The 16,602-nt window shown below is 71.6% G+C and carries 12 protein-coding genes; 3 read left to right on the top strand and 9 right to left on the bottom strand.

Annotated features, from left to right (window positions below):
- Window positions 1-138 precede the first annotated feature (138 nt).
- On the bottom strand, window positions 139-1,029 hold the full coding sequence (locus ASG32_RS02040; protein ID WP_020091460.1) for a DUF3313 domain-containing protein: 891 nt from the start codon (window positions 1,027-1,029) through the stop codon (window positions 139-141).
- Window positions 1,030-1,236: 207 nt separating this feature from the next.
- Between ASG32_RS02040 and ASG32_RS02045 the strand changes: the two genes are divergently transcribed.
- Entirely contained in the window at window positions 1,237-2,685 is a 1,449-nt protein-coding gene (locus tag ASG32_RS02045) for an MFS transporter (protein ID WP_056522279.1), read from the top strand.
- Here ASG32_RS02045 and ASG32_RS02050 read toward each other — a convergent pair whose 3' ends face one another.
- From ASG32_RS02050 to ASG32_RS02065, 4 genes are all read right to left on the bottom strand, one after another.
- Window positions 2,686-3,213: a DoxX family protein gene (locus tag ASG32_RS02050; protein WP_020091458.1), complete on the bottom strand. Its 528-nt coding sequence runs from the start codon at window positions 3,211-3,213 to the stop codon at window positions 2,686-2,688. It lies immediately after the preceding gene.
- Window positions 3,214-3,302: 89 nt separating this feature from the next.
- Window positions 3,303-4,469, bottom strand: a complete 1,167-nt coding sequence (locus tag ASG32_RS02055) for a multidrug effflux MFS transporter (RefSeq protein ID WP_056522280.1) — start codon at window positions 4,467-4,469, stop codon at window positions 3,303-3,305.
- A gap of 192 nt (window positions 4,470-4,661) precedes the next feature.
- A complete protein-coding gene (locus ASG32_RS02060; RefSeq protein WP_056521940.1) occupies window positions 4,662-5,948 on the bottom strand; it encodes an MFS transporter in 1,287 nt (428 codons plus the stop codon).
- Between the two features lie 29 nt (window positions 5,949-5,977).
- A complete protein-coding gene (locus ASG32_RS02065; RefSeq protein WP_056521942.1) occupies window positions 5,978-6,394 on the bottom strand; it encodes a MarR family winged helix-turn-helix transcriptional regulator in 417 nt (138 codons plus the stop codon).
- 159 nt (window positions 6,395-6,553) lie between these two features.
- Between ASG32_RS02065 and ASG32_RS02070 the strand changes: the two genes are divergently transcribed.
- A complete protein-coding gene (locus tag ASG32_RS02070) occupies window positions 6,554-11,398 on the top strand; it encodes an NAD-glutamate dehydrogenase (RefSeq protein ID WP_056521945.1) in 4,845 nt (1,614 codons plus the stop codon).
- Window positions 11,399-11,402: 4 nt separating this feature from the next.
- Here ASG32_RS02070 and ASG32_RS02075 read toward each other — a convergent pair whose 3' ends face one another.
- Together ASG32_RS02075 and ASG32_RS02080 are read right to left on the bottom strand one after the other, a co-directional pair.
- Entirely contained in the window at window positions 11,403-12,578 is a 1,176-nt protein-coding gene (locus ASG32_RS02075; protein WP_056521948.1) for an MFS transporter, read from the bottom strand.
- A 153-nt stretch (window positions 12,579-12,731) separates the two neighbouring features.
- The gene (locus ASG32_RS02080; protein WP_056521951.1) at window positions 12,732-13,232 is read right to left on the bottom strand and encodes a MucR family transcriptional regulator; all 501 of its coding nucleotides are present in this window, start codon (window positions 13,230-13,232) and stop codon (window positions 12,732-12,734) included.
- Window positions 13,233-13,549: 317 nt separating this feature from the next.
- Here ASG32_RS02080 and ASG32_RS02085 point away from each other — a divergent pair, with 317 nt between their 5' ends.
- Complete coding sequence (locus ASG32_RS02085) at window positions 13,550-15,328, top strand: outer membrane beta-barrel protein (protein WP_056521955.1); 1,779 nt, start codon at window positions 13,550-13,552, stop codon at window positions 15,326-15,328.
- A 7-nt stretch (window positions 15,329-15,335) separates the two neighbouring features.
- Here ASG32_RS02085 and ASG32_RS02090 read toward each other — a convergent pair whose 3' ends face one another.
- Window positions 15,336-16,040, bottom strand: coding sequence for an SDR family oxidoreductase (locus tag ASG32_RS02090; protein WP_056521958.1), 705 nt, complete (start codon window positions 16,038-16,040; stop codon window positions 15,336-15,338).
- 57 nt (window positions 16,041-16,097) lie between these two features.
- The gene (locus ASG32_RS02095) at window positions 16,098-16,586 is read right to left on the bottom strand and encodes a nucleoside deaminase (RefSeq protein ID WP_020091449.1); all 489 of its coding nucleotides are present in this window, start codon (window positions 16,584-16,586) and stop codon (window positions 16,098-16,100) included.
- Window positions 16,587-16,602 lie beyond the last annotated feature (16 nt).

The raw sequence follows: 16,602 nt of genomic DNA on the forward strand, positions 1-16,602 counted from the left end.
CGCGAAGGCGCCAATGCGCGGTTGATGCGTCGCAGCGCGAAAACGCGCATGGCTCGAGGCTTATCCACGCCCGCTCGACGGGCGCGTCAGTGCCATGAACGGACGTCTGCGGTCAGACGCGGAGTTGGCGCGGGCGCCTCAGCGCATCGCCGGCGTGGCCGGGCCCTTGTCGGTGTATTCGGGCGGCAGGCCGATATAGTCGCCGAGCATGCCGTCGATGCCCGGCGCGCGGCCGAAGGCCTCGCAGTCCGGGTCGAGGGGCGCCTCGCCCAGGGTGGTGATGCGGATCCGGTCCCAAGTCGGGATCGTGTTGGGCGCGGTGAACGGGTCGTCGCCGGTCGCAAGCATGTAGCCGAAATCCTGGCCGAACTCGCCTGCGAGGTCGTAGGCGTCGCTGGCGCGGGAGAAGCGCGGCTGGCTGGTGAACGAGTTGGCCGCTCCGCCCCAGACCATGGCGGCCCGCTGCTCGCGGCGCCGGTCCAGAGCCTCGGCCTCGACCGTCAGGCTCCCGAGCCCGATCGGCACGCGCGGGATCGGCACGCGCCCGACACCCTCGGCGAAGCTCAGGCCGAGCTGTGAGGCGACCGTCACGCCGGCCGAGCCCGCGATGGTCGCGCCGGCACCGAGAAGGTCCGTCGGATCGACGCGGGTGACCTGCGCCCGCACGGTCAGGTCGGCGTCACGGCTGGTGACGATGTCGTACTTCAGCGACAGGTCGTAGCACAGCGCCCGGTCGGCGGCGTTGGCGATGAGCCGCCGCTCGGCGGCCGTCAGCGGGGCGGCGCCGGACACGTCGGCGTGGAACGCCGTCGGGATGATGCGGACGGTGCGGGCCTTCGCCAGGGCCGGCCGGTCGACGTAGATCCGCGAGGCCGAGGCGACCTGATCGCTGGACTTCAGCCGGTCGTAGCGCGTCAGCGAGCCGCGATCGTTGAGCAGGACGGTGCCGCAGGCGGCGACCATCGAGAGAAGGGCGACGCCGGCGGCGATCCGCGCCACGGAGCGGACCTTGCTGGGGCTGGGCTGCATCGAAATCCTCGCGCGCCGGCCCCGGGCCGGCTGGAGCGGCCTCACGGACGCGTGATGGAAACTTAGCCATTGGAGCACCCGCGAAAAAGGTGGCTCCGCACCGCGGCTCAACCTCTGTTGCACGATGGATACATTCGCGAAACACGAGGGTGCGAGGTGGCCGCGCTGCCGTGCAACCGCGGCGGCGCGACATGCGTCTGCTGTGTGATGCCTGCGACCACCCAAAGACCGCTCTGGATCGTCCCCCTGACGGTCGCCACCGCGCTGTTCATGGAGAACACCGATTCCACGGTGATCGCCACGGCGCTCCCCAGCATCGCGGCGAGCCTCCACGAGGACCCGATCGCCCTCAAGCTCGCGCTGACCTCCTATCTGGTCAGCTTGGCGATCTTCATCCCGGTGAGCGGATGGATGGCCGACCGGTACGGGTCGCGGACCGTGTTCCGGGCGGCCCTCGTGGTCTTCATGGCGGGCTCGCTCGCCTGCGCGGCCGCGAACGGGCTCGCGTGGTTCGTCGCCGCGCGGTTCCTCCAGGGCATGGGCGGCGCCATGATGGTGCCGGTCGGGCGGCTCGTGGTGCTGCGCAGCGTGCCGAAATCGCAGCTCGTCACGGCGCTCGCCTACCTGACCTTCCCGGCCCTCGTCGGCCCGGTGATGGGTCCGCCGGTCGGCGGCCTGATCACCACGTGGTTCGACTGGCGCTGGATCTTCTTCATCAACCTGCCGATCGGCTGCGCGGGGATCGTCCTCGCGAGCCTGTACTTCGAGGATGTGCGCGAGCCGGAGCGCCCGCCCCTCGATCTCCTCGGCTTCGTGCTGCTCGGGACCGGCCTCGCCGCCCTGATGCTCGGCCTCGCCTCCCTCGGCCGACACCTGCTGCCGGCAGCTGTCTCGTGGGGCTGCCTCGCCGCGGGCGCGGTGCTCCTGCCCCTCTACTGGGCGCATGCCCGGCGGGTGCCCTACCCGATCGTCCGGCTCGACCTGATGCGGCGGCCGACCTTCCGGGTCGCGGTGCTCGGCGGCAGCCTGTTCCGGATCGGCACCGGGGCGATCCCGTTCCTGCTGCCGCTGATGCTTCAGGTCGGCTTCGGGCTCGACGCGCTGCAGTCCGGCCTGATCACCTTCGCGGCGGCGGCCGGCGCGATGTTCGTGAAGACCCTGGGTCCGCGGATCCTGCGCCGCACCGGCTTCCGCGCCCTGATGGTCTGGAACGCCCTGCTGGCCTCGGCCTTCCTGGCGGTCAACGGGTTCTACACGGCGCAGACCTCGCACTGGATCATGGTGATCCTGCTGTTCGTCGGCGGCTGCTCGCGCTCGATCCAGTTCACCTGCGTCAACGCCATCGCGTACGCCGACCTCGAGTCGAGGGAGATGAGCGCGGCCACGAGCTTCGCCAGCGTCTGCCAGCAGCTGTCGCTGAGCCTCGGCGTCACGCTGGGCGCCCTCGCGCTCGAGGGGTATGCCGGGTTTCACGGCCGAACGGAGATCCAGGCCTCGGATTTCGGGCCGGCCTTCTTCGCCGTCGCCGTGATCTCGGCGGCCTCGGCACTGGCCTTCCGCAACCTGTCGCCGGATGCCGGCGCGGAGATCTCCGGGCGGAAGATGGCTGCCGCGCCGCCCGCCCCGACGACCGAGATGAGGCCGCGGCACGGCTGATCAGGCCGCGGCGCGGGCCGGCGGCCGGCCGGCAGCGCGCTTGCCGGCGTTCCGCGGCGCGCTGCCCTTGCCGGAAGCCTTCGCGGAGGCGGGCTTCGCGCTGGGCGCCGCCGCGCGAGTTCCGGCGCGCCAGCCCTGCCAGCTGAGCGCGCCCGGACCGCTCAGGGCGTACATGAGGAACCCGCCGGCGAGGCCGAGATCGGCCAGCATCAGCGTGCGCTCGGCGACCGCGGCGGGTCCCACATAGTACCAGAACGGGTGGAGCACGAAGGCCGTCACGGCGGCGAAGAGCGCGAGCGCCAGCCCGGTGAGCCCCGGCAGGACGCCGAGGATCAGGGCGAGCGGTCCGAACACCTGCACCACCACGGCGGCGGTGGCGACGCCGTTGGGAAACGGCATCCCGGCCCCCGCGAGCGTCAGCGCGAACCCCGACACGTTGAGCGCCCGGGCGATCCCGGTCGGCAGGAGCGCGGCGGCCAGCAGCAGGCGCGCGACGAGGAGGGTTCCGTCCTGGGCGCGGGCGAGCATCGGCGTGTCCGGTCGGGTGGATCAGGACAGCAGTGTTGCAACTTTCCGCTGAAGACCCCGTTAAGGACGCCGCCTCAACCGCCGACGCCTCAACCGCCGACGCCGCCGCGGAACAGGCGGCCACGCTCGGTCCAGGCGACGACGAGGAGCGCCAGGGCGCCGAGACTCGCGTAGCCGATCGCCACCGGGAGCACCGTGCCGTCGAAGGACTGACCGATCAGGAAGCCGCAGAACGCGCCCAGGATCGTCGTGTAGAAGCCGAGGAACGACGAGGCCGTGCCGGCGATGGCGCCGAGGGGCTCCAGCGCGAGGGCGTTGAAGTTCGGCATCGCGAAGCTGATCAGGAACTGATTCACCGCGAGGACCGACAGGAACAGGGCCAGCGGCGGGTGGCCGTGATAGGCCAGCCCGACGCCGACCTGCGCGAGGCCGACGAGCGTGAAGGCGATGACGCCGCTGTGCGACATCGCCCGCATCCCGAGCCGCCGGACCACGCGGGCGTTGATCAGCGTCGCCGCCCCCATGGCACCCGCCACGAGCCCGAAGGCCAGCGGGAAGAGCGGGCCGAGGTGGTACAGGCCGGTATCGAAGACCTGCTGGGCCGAGCCGACGTAGCCCATGATGCAGCCGGTCATCAGCCCGAGCGCGGTGGCGTAACCGACGGCGACGCGGGTCTTCAGCGTCAGGCGGATCGCCTCCCAGGTCGCGGCCGGCGAGAGCGGTCGGCGATAGTCCGGGTGCAGCGTCTCGGGCATCCGCAGGGAGAACCAGATCGTCAGCCAGAAGGCGAGGACCAGCATCGAGACGAAGACGTAGACCCAGGAGCCCAGCGCCAGCATCATGCCGCCGATCGCCGGCGCGATCATCGGGACAATCAGGAACACCATCATGGTGAGCGACATAACGCTCGCCATCTCGCGGCCGGCGAACCGGTCGCGCACGATCGCCACCGACAGCACCCGCCCACCGGCGGCGCCGATGCCCTGGATGATCCGGGCGGCGAGCAGCCAGCCGAAGCTCGGCGCCACCATGGCGAGGAAGCAGCCGATCACGTAGACGGCGAGGCTCGCCAGCAGCACCGGCCGTCGCCCGAGGGCGTCGGAGACCGGCCCGTAGACGATCTGCGCGAAGCCGAAGCCGATCATGTAGACGTAGACGAGGAGCTGCAGCCGGTTGGGGTCGGCCACCGCGAACCGCGCCTCGATGGCCGGGAAGGCGGGCAGCAGGTTGTCGATGGAGATCGCCGTCACCGCCATCATCAGGGCGATGATGGCGACGAACTCGGCGAAGCCCGGCCCCGACCAGGGCCGCGGGGCGCGGACGTCCTGGACCGGCGGCACGGGCCGAATCGCGATGGTCACGGCGGGCTCTCGGGGTGCGCGGGAACGGGCCGATCAGGGCTCGTCCTTCACGGCGCAGTTGTGACAACCCTGCCCGCGCCGCGCAGTTCAGGCCGGCAGCGGGCGCAGGGCCGGCGCGTCGGGCTTGCGGCCCACGAAGGCGGCCATCAGGGCTGCGACGAGGCAGAGCAGGCCGGCCGACACGAAGGCGCCGAGATAGGTGCCGCTCTCGGTCCGGACCATGCCGGCGAGCCACGCCGCGGACGCCGCGCCGATCTGGTGCGCGGCCGCGATCCACCCGAACATCAGCGCGGCGTTCTCCTCCCCGAAGGATTTGCCCGCGAGCTGGACCGTGGGTGGCACCGTGGCGATCCAGTCGAGGCCGTAGAACACCGCGAACAGCGACAGGCCGTAGAAGCTGTAGTCGAACGAGTAGGGCAGGAAGATCAGCGAGAGGCCGCGCAGGCCGTAGTACCAGGCGAGAAGCTTGCGCGAGTCGAACCGGTCGGTCAGCCAGCCCGACGCCGTGGTGCCGATCAGGTCGCAGATCCCCATCAGCGCCAGCAGGCCGGCGGCCGTGACCTCGGCGATGCCGTGATCGATGCAGGCGGGGATCAGGTGGGTGCCGATCAGCCCGTTCGTCGAGGCGCCGCAGATGAAGAACGTCCCGGCGAGCAGCCAGAAGTCCCGGGAGCGCAGGCCGATGCGCAGCCCGCGGAGCGCCCGCACGGCCGGGTTCTCGGTCAGAACCGGCGTCGGCGTCACCGCGTCCTCGCCGTAGCGCGGCAGGCCGAGATCCGCCGGCCGGTCGCGCAGGAACAGCGCGGCCAGCGGGATCAGCGCCAGGGTCGCGGCGGCGACCACCAGGGAGACGGAGCGCCAGCCCTGCCCGACCGCGAGCGAGGCCAGCATCGGCAGGAAGACGAGCTGACCCGTGGCGCTGCTCGCCGTCAGCAGGCCGAGCACCAGCCCCCGGCGCTTGGCGAACCAGCGTCCCGCCACGGTGGCGCCCAGCACGTTGGCCACCATCCCGGATCCGGATCCGACGACGAGGCCCCAGAGCAGGACCATCTGCCAGGGCGCGGTCATCAGGCTCGTGGCGGCGGTGCCGATCGCCAGGATCAGCAGCGCGCCGCAGACCGAGCGCCGCAGGCCGAACCGCTCGATGATCGCCACCGCGAACGGACCGATCATTCCGTACAGGAAGATGTTGAGCGCGATGCCGACGCTGATCGTGGCAGCGGTCCAGCCGAATTCCCGCTCCCAGGGGACGATCAGCACGCTCGGGGTCGCCCGGACCCCGGCCCCGACGAGCAGGACCAGGAAGGTCACCGCGACGACGATCCAGGCGTAGTGCAGGCGCGAGCCGGGGCGCGTCTCTGTCAGGGCGGTCATGGACGGGCTCCGGAAGCGGGGCGGATCGGTCAGGCGGCGGAGATCAGGGCCTCCGCGACCGCGGAGACGGTCGCGGGATCGACCCGGGCGTTGATGCGGCTCTGCGCCTCGCGCCAGTAGGGCGTCGCGGCCGCGAGGGCCTCGCGGCCCGAGGCGGTCAGGGACACGCGGCGCTCGCGCGGATCCACCGCGCCGGGTGTGACCGAGACGAGCCCGCGGCGCTTGAGCGGGTCGAGGTTGCGGCCCATCGTGGTCCGCTCCAGCGCCGCCTCAGCGGCCAGGCGCGAGACCGGGACAGGCCCGAGCCGGTCGAGATGGCGCAGGATCGCGAACTGCGTCACCCGGAGCCCGGTCGGCTTCAGGGCGGCGTCGTAGCTCGCCGTCAGCGCGCGCGTGGCGCGGCGCAGGGCGGAGCAGGTGCACGGCTCGGGCGACGGGGCGCTCATGGCATAGGTGTATATGCACGTATCGCGGTCCCCGCAAGCCGAAGCTGACGGTTCGCGGCGATCGACACCCGTTGGCCCGGAAACGGGCCGGCGCCGTCATCGACACGGCCGGTCACGCTGCTATCGCTTGGGCGAGTGACCCGGTTCGGGAGAAGCGCGATGACACTCGAGACCGCGACGGCGTTGTCCTCCTCGGAGCAGAAGACGGCCCGCACCGGGCTGATAGAGGCGGCCGCCGACCTCGTCACCGAGCAGGGCGGACCGGGCGGCTTCGTCCGCGACCTGTTCGGCCGCGTGACACCGGAGGATCTCGCCCCCTACGACGCCTCGGTCCTGGCGGATCTCGCCGCCCGCGCCCGCGCCTTCCTGTCCGAGCCCCGCAGGCCCGGCGACCCGGCGCGGATGCGGCTGAGCGACAGCGAGCTGGTCCGCGACGGCCGTGCCCGCGAGATGACGGTCCTCGAGGTCATCAACGACAACCGGCCTTTCCTGCTGGACTCGACCCTGGCCGAACTGACCGAGCAGGGCCTCGCCCCGCAGCTCGTGGCGCACCCGATCCTCGGGGTGAAGCGGGACGGTGCCGGCGGGCTCATCCGGGTGGTCGGGGAGACGACCGCGGACGCGCAGGGCAGTCTCGCGCGCGAGAGCTTCATCCACATCCACCTCGACCCCGTGGCGGCCGAGACCGGCGAGCGGCTCCTGAACGCCCTCGCGACGGTCTACCGGGATGTCGCCCTGGCGAGCGACGACCACGACGCCATGCTGGCGCGCCTCACCGACCTCGCCGCCGATCTCGGGCGCGGGCCGACCCCGACGCCGGAACCGGAGACCGAGGAGGCGCGCGCCTTTCTCGAATGGCTGACCGACGGCCAGTTCCTCATCCTCGGCATGCAGGAGCACGGCATCGCCGGCGACGCCCACCCGCTGGTCGAGGGGTCGAGCCTCGGCGTGCTCCGCGATCCCGGCGCTACGCCCCTGCGCCGCGGCCGGACGCCGGTGGACTACACGCCGGAGATCCTCGCCTTCCTGGAAGAGCCGCAGCCGCTGATCATCACCAAGGCCAGCGTGAAGTCCCGGGTCCACCGCTCGGCCTACCTGGACTATATCGGCGTCAAGCTGTTCTCCGGCCTCGGCAAGCTGTCGGGCGAGGTGCGGATCGTCGGCCTGTTCACAGCCTCCGCCTACACGAGCCCGGCCCGCGAGGTTCCGGTCCTGCGCCGGAAGGTGGAGGCCGTCGTCCAGCGCGCCGGCCTCGACCCGACGAGCCATGCCGGCCGCAGCCTCCTCGCCGTGCTGGAAAGCTACCCGCGGGACGAGCTCTTCCAGATCGACGGCGAGCGGCTCTACCGTTTCACCCTGGCCATCGCCGCCCTGGCCGACCGCCCGCGGGTCCGCGTGCTGTCCCGGCCCGACCGGTTCGGCCGCTTCGTGTCGCTGCTCGTCTACGTCCCGAAGGACCGCTACGATTCCGCGATCCGCGGACGGATCGGCAGCTACCTCGCCGAGACCTACGGCGGGCGGCTCAGCGCGTCCTACCCCGACTACCCGGAAGGCTCGCTCGCCCGGATCCACTACATCATCGGCCTGCCCGATCAGGGCAGCCCCGAGCACGATCCCGCCTCCCTGGAGGCCGGGATCGTCGCCCTGGTCCGGACCTGGGGCGACGCGCTGCGGGCGGCGCTGGCCGAATCCCAGGGGGGCGACCGCGCGCGGCAACTCGCCGCCCGCTACGGCGACGCGTTCTCGGCCGCCTATCGGGACAATTTCCAGCCTGAGGTCGCCGTCGCCGACGTGACGATCCTCGACAGCCTCGGCGAGACTCAGCCGCGGGCCGTCCATCTCGGTCGGCGGCCCAGCGACCCCGCGGCGCAGGTCCGCCTGAAGGCGTTCTCGCGCGGCACGGCGATCGCGCTGTCCGACCGGGTCCCGGCGCTCGAGAATCTCGGCTTCCGCGTCATCAACGAGCGCACGTACCAGATCGCGCCGTCCGGGACGGACGAGGCCGCGCGGGTCTGGCTGCACGACATGCTGATCGAGCGCGCCACCGGCGCCCCGATCGACCTCGCGGCGCTGGAACGCCCGCTGGAGGCCGCGATGCTCGCCATCGCGGACGGTATCGCCGAGTCCGACGGGTACAATCGGCTCGTCCTTGAGGCGGCTCTCCCCTGGCGGGAGGCGGCCCTGCTCCGGGCCCTGGGCCGCTACCTGCGCCAGCTGCGTATCCGCTACGGGCAGGACTACCTCGCGGGCACGCTGAGCCGCCACGCCGGGATCGCGCGCGCGATCGTGGCACTGTTCCGCGCCCGGTTCGACCCGGCGCTCATCGGTGACCGGACCGCGCAGGAGGCCGAGGTACGCGCCGAGATCGAGACGGCGCTCGCCGAGGTCACGAGCCTCGACGACGACCGGATCCTCCGCCGGTTCGTCAACCTCGTCGAGGCGGCGGTTCGGACGAACTTCTACCAGACAGGCGCCGACGGGCAGCCGCGAGAGACGATCAGCTTCAAGTTCGTCTGCGCCAAGGTGACGGCGATGCCGCTGCCGCGGCCGTTCTTCGAGATCTTCGTCTACTCGCCCCGCGTCGAAGGCGTGCACCTCCGCTTCGGCTACGTGGCCCGCGGCGGCCTGCGCTGGTCCGACCGGCCGGAGGATTTCCGCACCGAGATCCTCGGCCTCGTGAAGGCCCAGCAGGTGAAGAACGCCGTGATCGTGCCGGTGGGCGCCAAGGGCGGCTTCTTCCCGAAGCGGCTGCCGCCGGCCTCCGACCGCGCCGCCTGGATGCAGGAGGGGACCGAGAGCTACCGGATCTTCATCCGCACGCTGCTCGAACTGACCGACAACATCGTCGACAACGCCATCGTGCCGCCGCCCGACACGGTGCGGCACGATCCCGACGACGCCTACCTGGTGGTCGCCGCCGACAAGGGCACCGCCACCTTCTCGGACATCGCTAACGCCCTCTCGCTGGAGAAGGGCCACTGGCTCGGCGACGCCTTCGCGTCCGGCGGCAGTCAGGGCTACGATCACAAGGGCATGGGCATCACCGCCCGCGGCGCCTGGGAGGCGGTGCGCCGGCATTTCCGCGAGATCGACGTGGACGTGCAGACCGACCCGATCACCACGGTCGGCGTCGGCGATATGTCGGGCGACGTCTTCGGCAACGGCATGCTCCTCTCCGAGAGCATCCGCCTGATCGCGGCCTTCGACCACCGCGACATCTTCCTCGACCCGAACCCGGACGCCGCGGCGAGCTTCACCGAGCGGCGGCGCCTGTTCGATCTGGGACGGTCCTCCTGGGCGGATTACGACAAGAGCCTGATCTCGGAAGGCGGCGGCGTGTTCCCGCGCAGCCTGAAGACCGTGCCGCTCTCGGAGGCGATCCGGTCCGCGCTGGGCTTCGACCGGTCCGAGGCGACGCCCACCGAGCTGATGCAGGCGATCCTGAAGGCGCCGGCCGACCTGCTCTGGTTCGGCGGCATCGGCACCTATGTCCGGGCCACCACCGAGACCGACGAAGATGCCGGCGACCGCGCCAACGACGCCCTGCGCATCACTGGGCCGGAGCTGCGCGCGAAGGTCGTCGGCGAGGGCGCCAATCTCGGCCTGACGCAGCGCGGGCGCATCGAGGCGGCGCGCGCGGGCGTCCGCCTCAACACCGACGCGATCGACAACTCGGCCGGCGTGAACACGTCGGACGTCGAGGTCAACATCAAGATCGCACTGATGACGCCGGAGCGGGACGGCAGGCTCAGCTACGAGGCGCGCAACACCCTGCTCGCCGACATGACCGACGAGGTCGGGCGCCTCGTGCTGCGCAACAACGAGTTGCAGACGCTCGCCCTGTCCCTTGCCCAGCGCGGGGGGGTGGGGGAGACCGGCTTCGCCATGCGGACGATGCAGGCACTGGAGGCGGAGGGCCGGCTCGACCGGGCGGTGGAGTTCCTGCCGGACGACGGTACGCTCGCCGAGCGCATGCGGCGGAACGAGGGGCTGACCCGCCCGGAATACGCCGTGCTGCTCGCCTACGCGAAGCTGTCGCTGCACGACGCGATCCTCGAGAGCGCCGTGCCGAACGACCCGTACTTCGACCGGGAGCTGCAGCGCTACTTCCCGAAGGCCCTGCGCGAACGCTTCCCCGACGCCGTCAAGGGACACCGCCTGCGCCGCGAGATCATCGCCACGGCGCTCGCCAACATCATCGTCAATCGCGGCGGCCCGTCGCTGGTGACGCGCCTCGTCGACGGCACCGGCGCGGACGCCGCGACCATTGCCAAGGCCTACGCGGTGACCCGCGACGCCTTCGGCCTGATGGAGCTGAACCTTGCCATCGACGGCCTCGCCGGTCGGGTTCCCGGCCAGGGCCAGCTCGACCTCTACGCGGAGGTGCAGGATCTGCTGACGAACCGGATCGTGTGGTTCATCCGCAACCTCGACCTGGGCGGCGGTCTCGCCCCGGTGGTCGCCCGCTACCGGGACGGCATCGCCGCCGTGGAGGCCGCCCTCCCCAACGTGCTCGGCGACGAGGCGCTGGCGACGATCGGCGCCCGCGCGGCGGAGCTGACCGGGCACGGCATGGCCCCGGCCCAGGCGCGGCGCCTCGCCTCGCTCAGCGCGTTGGTCTCCGCCCCCGACATTGTCCGGGTCGCCGAGGCCAGTGGGCGCCCAGTCGAGGAGGTCGCGGCCACGCATTTCGCCCTGGAGCACGCCTTCCGGCTGGACGATCTCGCCGCCGCGGCGCGGACCGTCCCGGTGGCCGACACATTCGACCGCGTGGCATTGGAGCGCGCGGGCGCCGGCATCGCCGCAGCGCACCGCAAGCTGACGGCCGAGGTCGTGGCGGATCTCGGCGCCGGGCCGGACGCGGTGGAGGCCTGGATCCGGGCGCGCGGCACCTCGCTCGCCCGGATCCGCGAGGCCGTGGACGCGATCAGCGCCTCCGGCCTCACGGTCTCCAAGGCGACGGTGGCGGCGAGCCTGCTCGGCGACCTCGTCCGGGCCGACTGACCGATCACGCCCCGGGCGCGGATGCCGGTATGACGCTCCGGCGTCCGCGGCCGACCGCGGTGAGCACCAGTCCGAGCCCGGCGAGTGACACCGCGGCGGCGATCAGCGGCAACTGGCCGTAGCCGGCCCCGAGGGTCAGCGCCGTGCCCCCGATCCAGGCGCCGGTGGCGTTGCCGAGGTTGAACGCGCCCTGGTTCAGCGTGGAGGCAAGGTTCGGCGCGTCGCTCGCCGCCTCCACGACCCAGATCTGGAGGGGCGAGACCAGGGCGAAGACCAGGCCCGACCAGAGCACCACGACCGCCACCGTGAGCGCCGGATGGTGCGCGACCGCGGCGAGCACCAGCAGGGTCGCGACAATGCCCAGGAAGCTGCCGACGATGGTGGCCATCGGGCCCCGGTCGGCCAGATGCCCCCCGAGGAGATTGCCGACGGTCAGGCCCGTGCCGGCGGCGAACAGCACGCCGGTCACGCCCTGCGGCGTGAAGCCGGTCACGCCGGTCAGGAACGGCGTGATGTAGGTGAACACCGTGAAGAAGCTCACCGAGGACAGCGTCGAGATCAGCATCGGCCGCAGCACCGGCCAGCGCCCGAGCGCGCGAAACTCGCTGACGAGCCGGCCGCGGGTCCCGGGAAGCCCGTCCGGCACGCAGAGCTGGATCGCGAGCCCGGCCGCGAGCCCGATCACGACCACCGCCCAGAAGGTCGAGCGCCAGCCCGCCTCCTGCCCGAGGGCGGTGCCCAGCGGCACACCGAGCACGTTGGCGAGGGTGAGGCCCGCGAACATCAGCGAGACCGCCTGCGTGCGCTTCTCCCGCGGCACGAGATCCCGCGCCACCACGGCGCCGATACCGAAGAACGCGCCGTGCGCGAAGGCCGTGAGGATCCGGGCGGCCATGAGCAGGGCGTAGCTCGGCGCCAGCGCGCAACCGAGATTGCCGGCCAGGAACACCGCCATCAGCGCCAGCAGCGCGGTCTTGCGCGGCAGGCCCGCAGTCGCGATGGCCACGATCGGCGCGCCCACGACCACGCCCATGGCGTAGCCCGAGACGAGGTAGCCGGCCTGGGGAATGGTGACGCCGAAGCTCTGCGCCACCTCCGGGAGCAGGCCCATGATGACGAATTCGGTCGTGCCGATCCCGAACGAGGCGACGGCGAGGGCGAGGATCGGCAGGGGCGGCACGGGGACGTCCTTCGGCGCGGGCTGAGCTCGATGGTGCAGAGCAGCATCGCAGCGCGGTCACCGATGGATAGCGTCGGAGGCGCGGCGCACAGTTGCGCGGCGCGCAAGGGCCGCGTCGCGGATACGACGCGGCTTAGCCCCCGCTCGGACCTCTCACTCAGCCGGTACCTTCTTACGCCTCCGCGCCTTCGCAGTCGGCGCAGGGGGCACCTCGATGGCGGCCGCGGCCCCTCCGCGGGTCTTCCGGCGCTGCTGTCCGAGCCCGAGGGCGCGTGCCAGCTCCGATCGCTGCGCCGAATAGCTCGCCGCGGTCATCGGATAGTCCCGGGGCAGGCCCCACTTCTCCCGGTAGGCCTCGGGCGTCAGGCCGCGCAGCGTCAGGTGACGCCGGAGCGTCTTGTACGGCTTCCCGTCCTCGAAGCTGACGATGTGATCATTCGTGACCGATTTGCGGATCTGCGACGGACTGAGCTTCTCGACGCTCGAGTTCGCGGCGCGACCTTGAGTTGTCAAACCGTTCAGCGCCGCGTGGATACCGCCGATCAATCCGGGAAGTTCGGAGACCGGAACGGAGTTGTTCGACACGTAAGCGGCGACGATATCGACCGCGAGCCCGATCGCCGTGCTGTGCTCACTGCCTGCGTTCTCACTCACGGCAAACCTCAGGAGTTACATTCATTCGGGCCGATCAATTCCTCTCGGAGTCGACCGAAGTCTGCACCTATGTAGCATAGTGCACGAAATAGCTCAAACGTATTCGTGATCGACAGGTGAGACGGGATCGATGGGCCGCAAACCTTCCGCCCCACCGCCGTTGACGGGGCATTAACCACGTCGACGCTAGGTTCGTTAACCATACCGGCACTGTTCCGGGGTGGTGTGACCTGTAATCTCCGCGCTCTGGTGCCGGGGACTTTGGCGGAGACCGGGATCAGGTGCGGACGGCGGCTGACCGGTGGGAACGGCGGAGGATGCGGCTCGCCGCCGCGGCGCTCGGCGTCACGCTCGCGGCACCGGCGGCAGCCCAGCGGTTCGACGCGACCAGCCCGGTTACCGGCCAGCCCGACAATCCCGGCATCGGCCAGGACACGGGCCCGAACGGCCTGCCCACACTCAAGCGCACCATCCCGGACGGCCTGAGCCGCGACCAGAATCGCGGGGCGCTCGGCGGCGACGCGGCGGGCGGCGAGCAGACCGGCGGTGACAGCCTCCGGTCGCCGCTCTCGCCCCCCGCGCAGACGCAGATCCCGGGTCAGCCCGGCGTGTCCCAGCTCAGCACCCGCGTCACCACAGGGGGACGGCGCACCGGCGGATCCTCGACGGCACCGGCCAATCTCGCGCCGTCGACCCTCCTGCGCACGCGCGCCGCTCCGCCGCGGCGGATCGGCTCGGCGACGCGGCGGGTCACTCAGGACGTCACGCAGATACCGCCGCCGGCGCTGCGGCTGACGCCGGTGGTCCAGCAGGCGGTCGTCGGGGTCCCGAACCCGCAGGTCGTGACGCCGATCCGGCCGATCCTCCCGTTCCAGTCGATCGCGCCGGCCCTCGGCCTCCTGACCCCGGGCTTCATCCTCGGCACCGACCTAGCGCGCGCGATCCCCACCGATCCGGCCTACGCGCCGATCGGCTATCAGGTCGGCACCTTCACGGTCCTGCCCACCTTCGCCCAGAGCGTCGGCTACGATTCGAACCCGGACCAGACCACCCGCCAGATCGCCAAGGGCTCGGTCGCGCTGCGCACCGACGCCACGGTCGACTTCCGGAGCAACTGGTCCTCCAGCTCGCTGCAGGGCTCGCTCCGGGGCTCGTACCTCGAGACCCCGCAGAACGAGGCCGCGAGCCGCCCCGCGGCAGACGGCGTGGTCCGGCTGCGCATCGACGCCAACCGGGACCTGCGCATCGACGCGGAGGGGCGGTTCCTGGTGGACACGCAGCGCACGTCGAGCGCCAACCTCCAGGCTGCCACCGCCACGACACGGCCGCTCCTGGCCGTCTACGGCGGTTCGCTCGGGGCGACGGAGACGTTCAACCGCCTGTCGGTCACCCTGCGCGGGTCCGTCGACCGCTCCGAGTTCGACAATGCGCGTTTGGCGGACGGCACGATCGTCAATCAGTCCGACCGCAACCTAAACCAGTACAGCCTGCAGCTGCGCACGGCCTACGAGATCAACCCGGATTTCAGCCCGTTCATCGACCTGCTCGGCGACACGCGCGTCTACGACCGGCGCTTCGACGCGACGGGCGTCCGGCGCGACTCAGACGGCATCGCGGTCGCCTTCGGGACGAGCATCGGCCTCGCGCGCTCGGTGACGGGCGAGATCTCCGCCGGCATCCAGCATCGGACCTACGTCGATTCGAGCCTGCGCGACATCAACGCGCCGTTGCTCAACGCGGCCCTGGTCTGGGCGGCGAGTCCGCTCACGACCGTCCGTCTCACTGCCGCGACCGGCGTCACCGAGACGACGATCCCGGGCTCCAGCGGCGTGCTCACCGAGGTCGCGACGCTCGAGGTGCAGCACGACCTGCTGCGCAACCTCTCGATCGTCCTCGGCGGATCGTATCTCCGGAACGACTACCAGAGCAGCAGCATCCGCGAGAACGGGTTCTCGGCGACCGCGCGGCTCGACTACCACTTCACCCGCTGGCTGACCCTGCGCGGCACGTACATCTATCAGAAGTTCGACAGCACGGTCGCCGGGTCCAGCTTCCGGGAGAACACCTTCCTGCTCGGCCTGCGCGTGAATCCCTGAGGCGGCCTCAGAACCGCTCCGTCCAGGGACGCAGTTCTAGTTCGGAGGTCCAGGCGCTACGATCCTGGCGCAGGAGGTCGCGATAGGCCCTGGCGATGGCGTCGGGATCGAGATGGCTGTCGGGGGCCTCCGGCGGCTCGCCGCCGCGGGCCGGATTGCGGATGGCGCCGTCGATCACGATGTGCGCGACGTGGATCCCCTGGGGCTGCAATTCCCGGGCGAGGCTCTGACCCAGTCCCCGCAGCGCGAACTTCCCCATCGCGAACGGGGCCGATCCCGCGAAGCCCTTCACGCTCGCCGAGGCGCCGGTGAGCAGGATCGCGCCGTGGCGATGCGGCAGCATGCGGCGCGCCGCGGCCTGCGCCACGAGGAAACCACCGTACGCGGACACCATCAGCGCCTGGGCGACCGCGTCCGGGTCGAGATCGGCGACCGGGCCGCGGAGACGACCGCTCGCGTTGTAGACGACGACGTCCGGCGGACCGCCGAGCGCCGGCTCCAGGCGGGCGAACAGCGCCTCGACCTCAGCGGGCTGGCTGGCGTCGCAGGCATGGACCGCCGCGCCCGTCTCCGCCGCCAGTGCGGCGAGCTTGTCGACGTTCCGGGCGGCGAGGCCGATCGTCATGCCGTCGGCGGCGAGCAGGCGCGCCAGCGATGCGCTGAGGCCGGAGCCCGCCCCGACGATCAGGGCTCTGGAATAGGTCGGGATCATCCTCTCCTCCTCTGCTGACCCGCCCAGGGCCGATGGGAACCTGTACGCCCGCCCGCGTCAGTCGCGGCGCTGCGCGAAGAACGCCCGGAGCAGATCGGCCGCCTCGCGCTCGCGGAACCCGCCGTAGACCTCCGGCACGTGGTGGCAGGTCGGCTGATCGAAGACGCGCGGCCCGTGCTCGACCCCACCCCCCTTCGGATCGGCCGCGCCGTAGTAGAGCCGCCGGATGCGCGCGAAGGATATCGCGCCCGCGCACATCGGGCACGGCTCCAGGGTGACGTAGAGATCGCAGCCAACGAGGCGCTCGGTGCCGAGGGCCGCGCAGGCCGCGCGGATCGCCAGGATCTCCGCGTGCGCCGTCGGGTCGTGCAATTCGCGCGGCCGATTATGCGCCACCGCCAGGATGACCCCGTCCCGGACCACCGCGGCGCCGACCGGGACCTCCCCGGCAGCGGCCGCGGCGCGGGCGGCCGCGAAAGCGTGATCGAGCGCGGTCAGCGGTCCGGACGTTTCCGCCCGTGCCGGATGGATCGGATCGGCAGCCAAGCTGTTCTCATCCCAC

The organism is Methylobacterium sp. Leaf361 (genome assembly GCF_001424445.1).
In the GTDB taxonomy this organism is placed as follows: Bacteria; Pseudomonadota; Alphaproteobacteria; order Rhizobiales; family Beijerinckiaceae; genus Methylobacterium.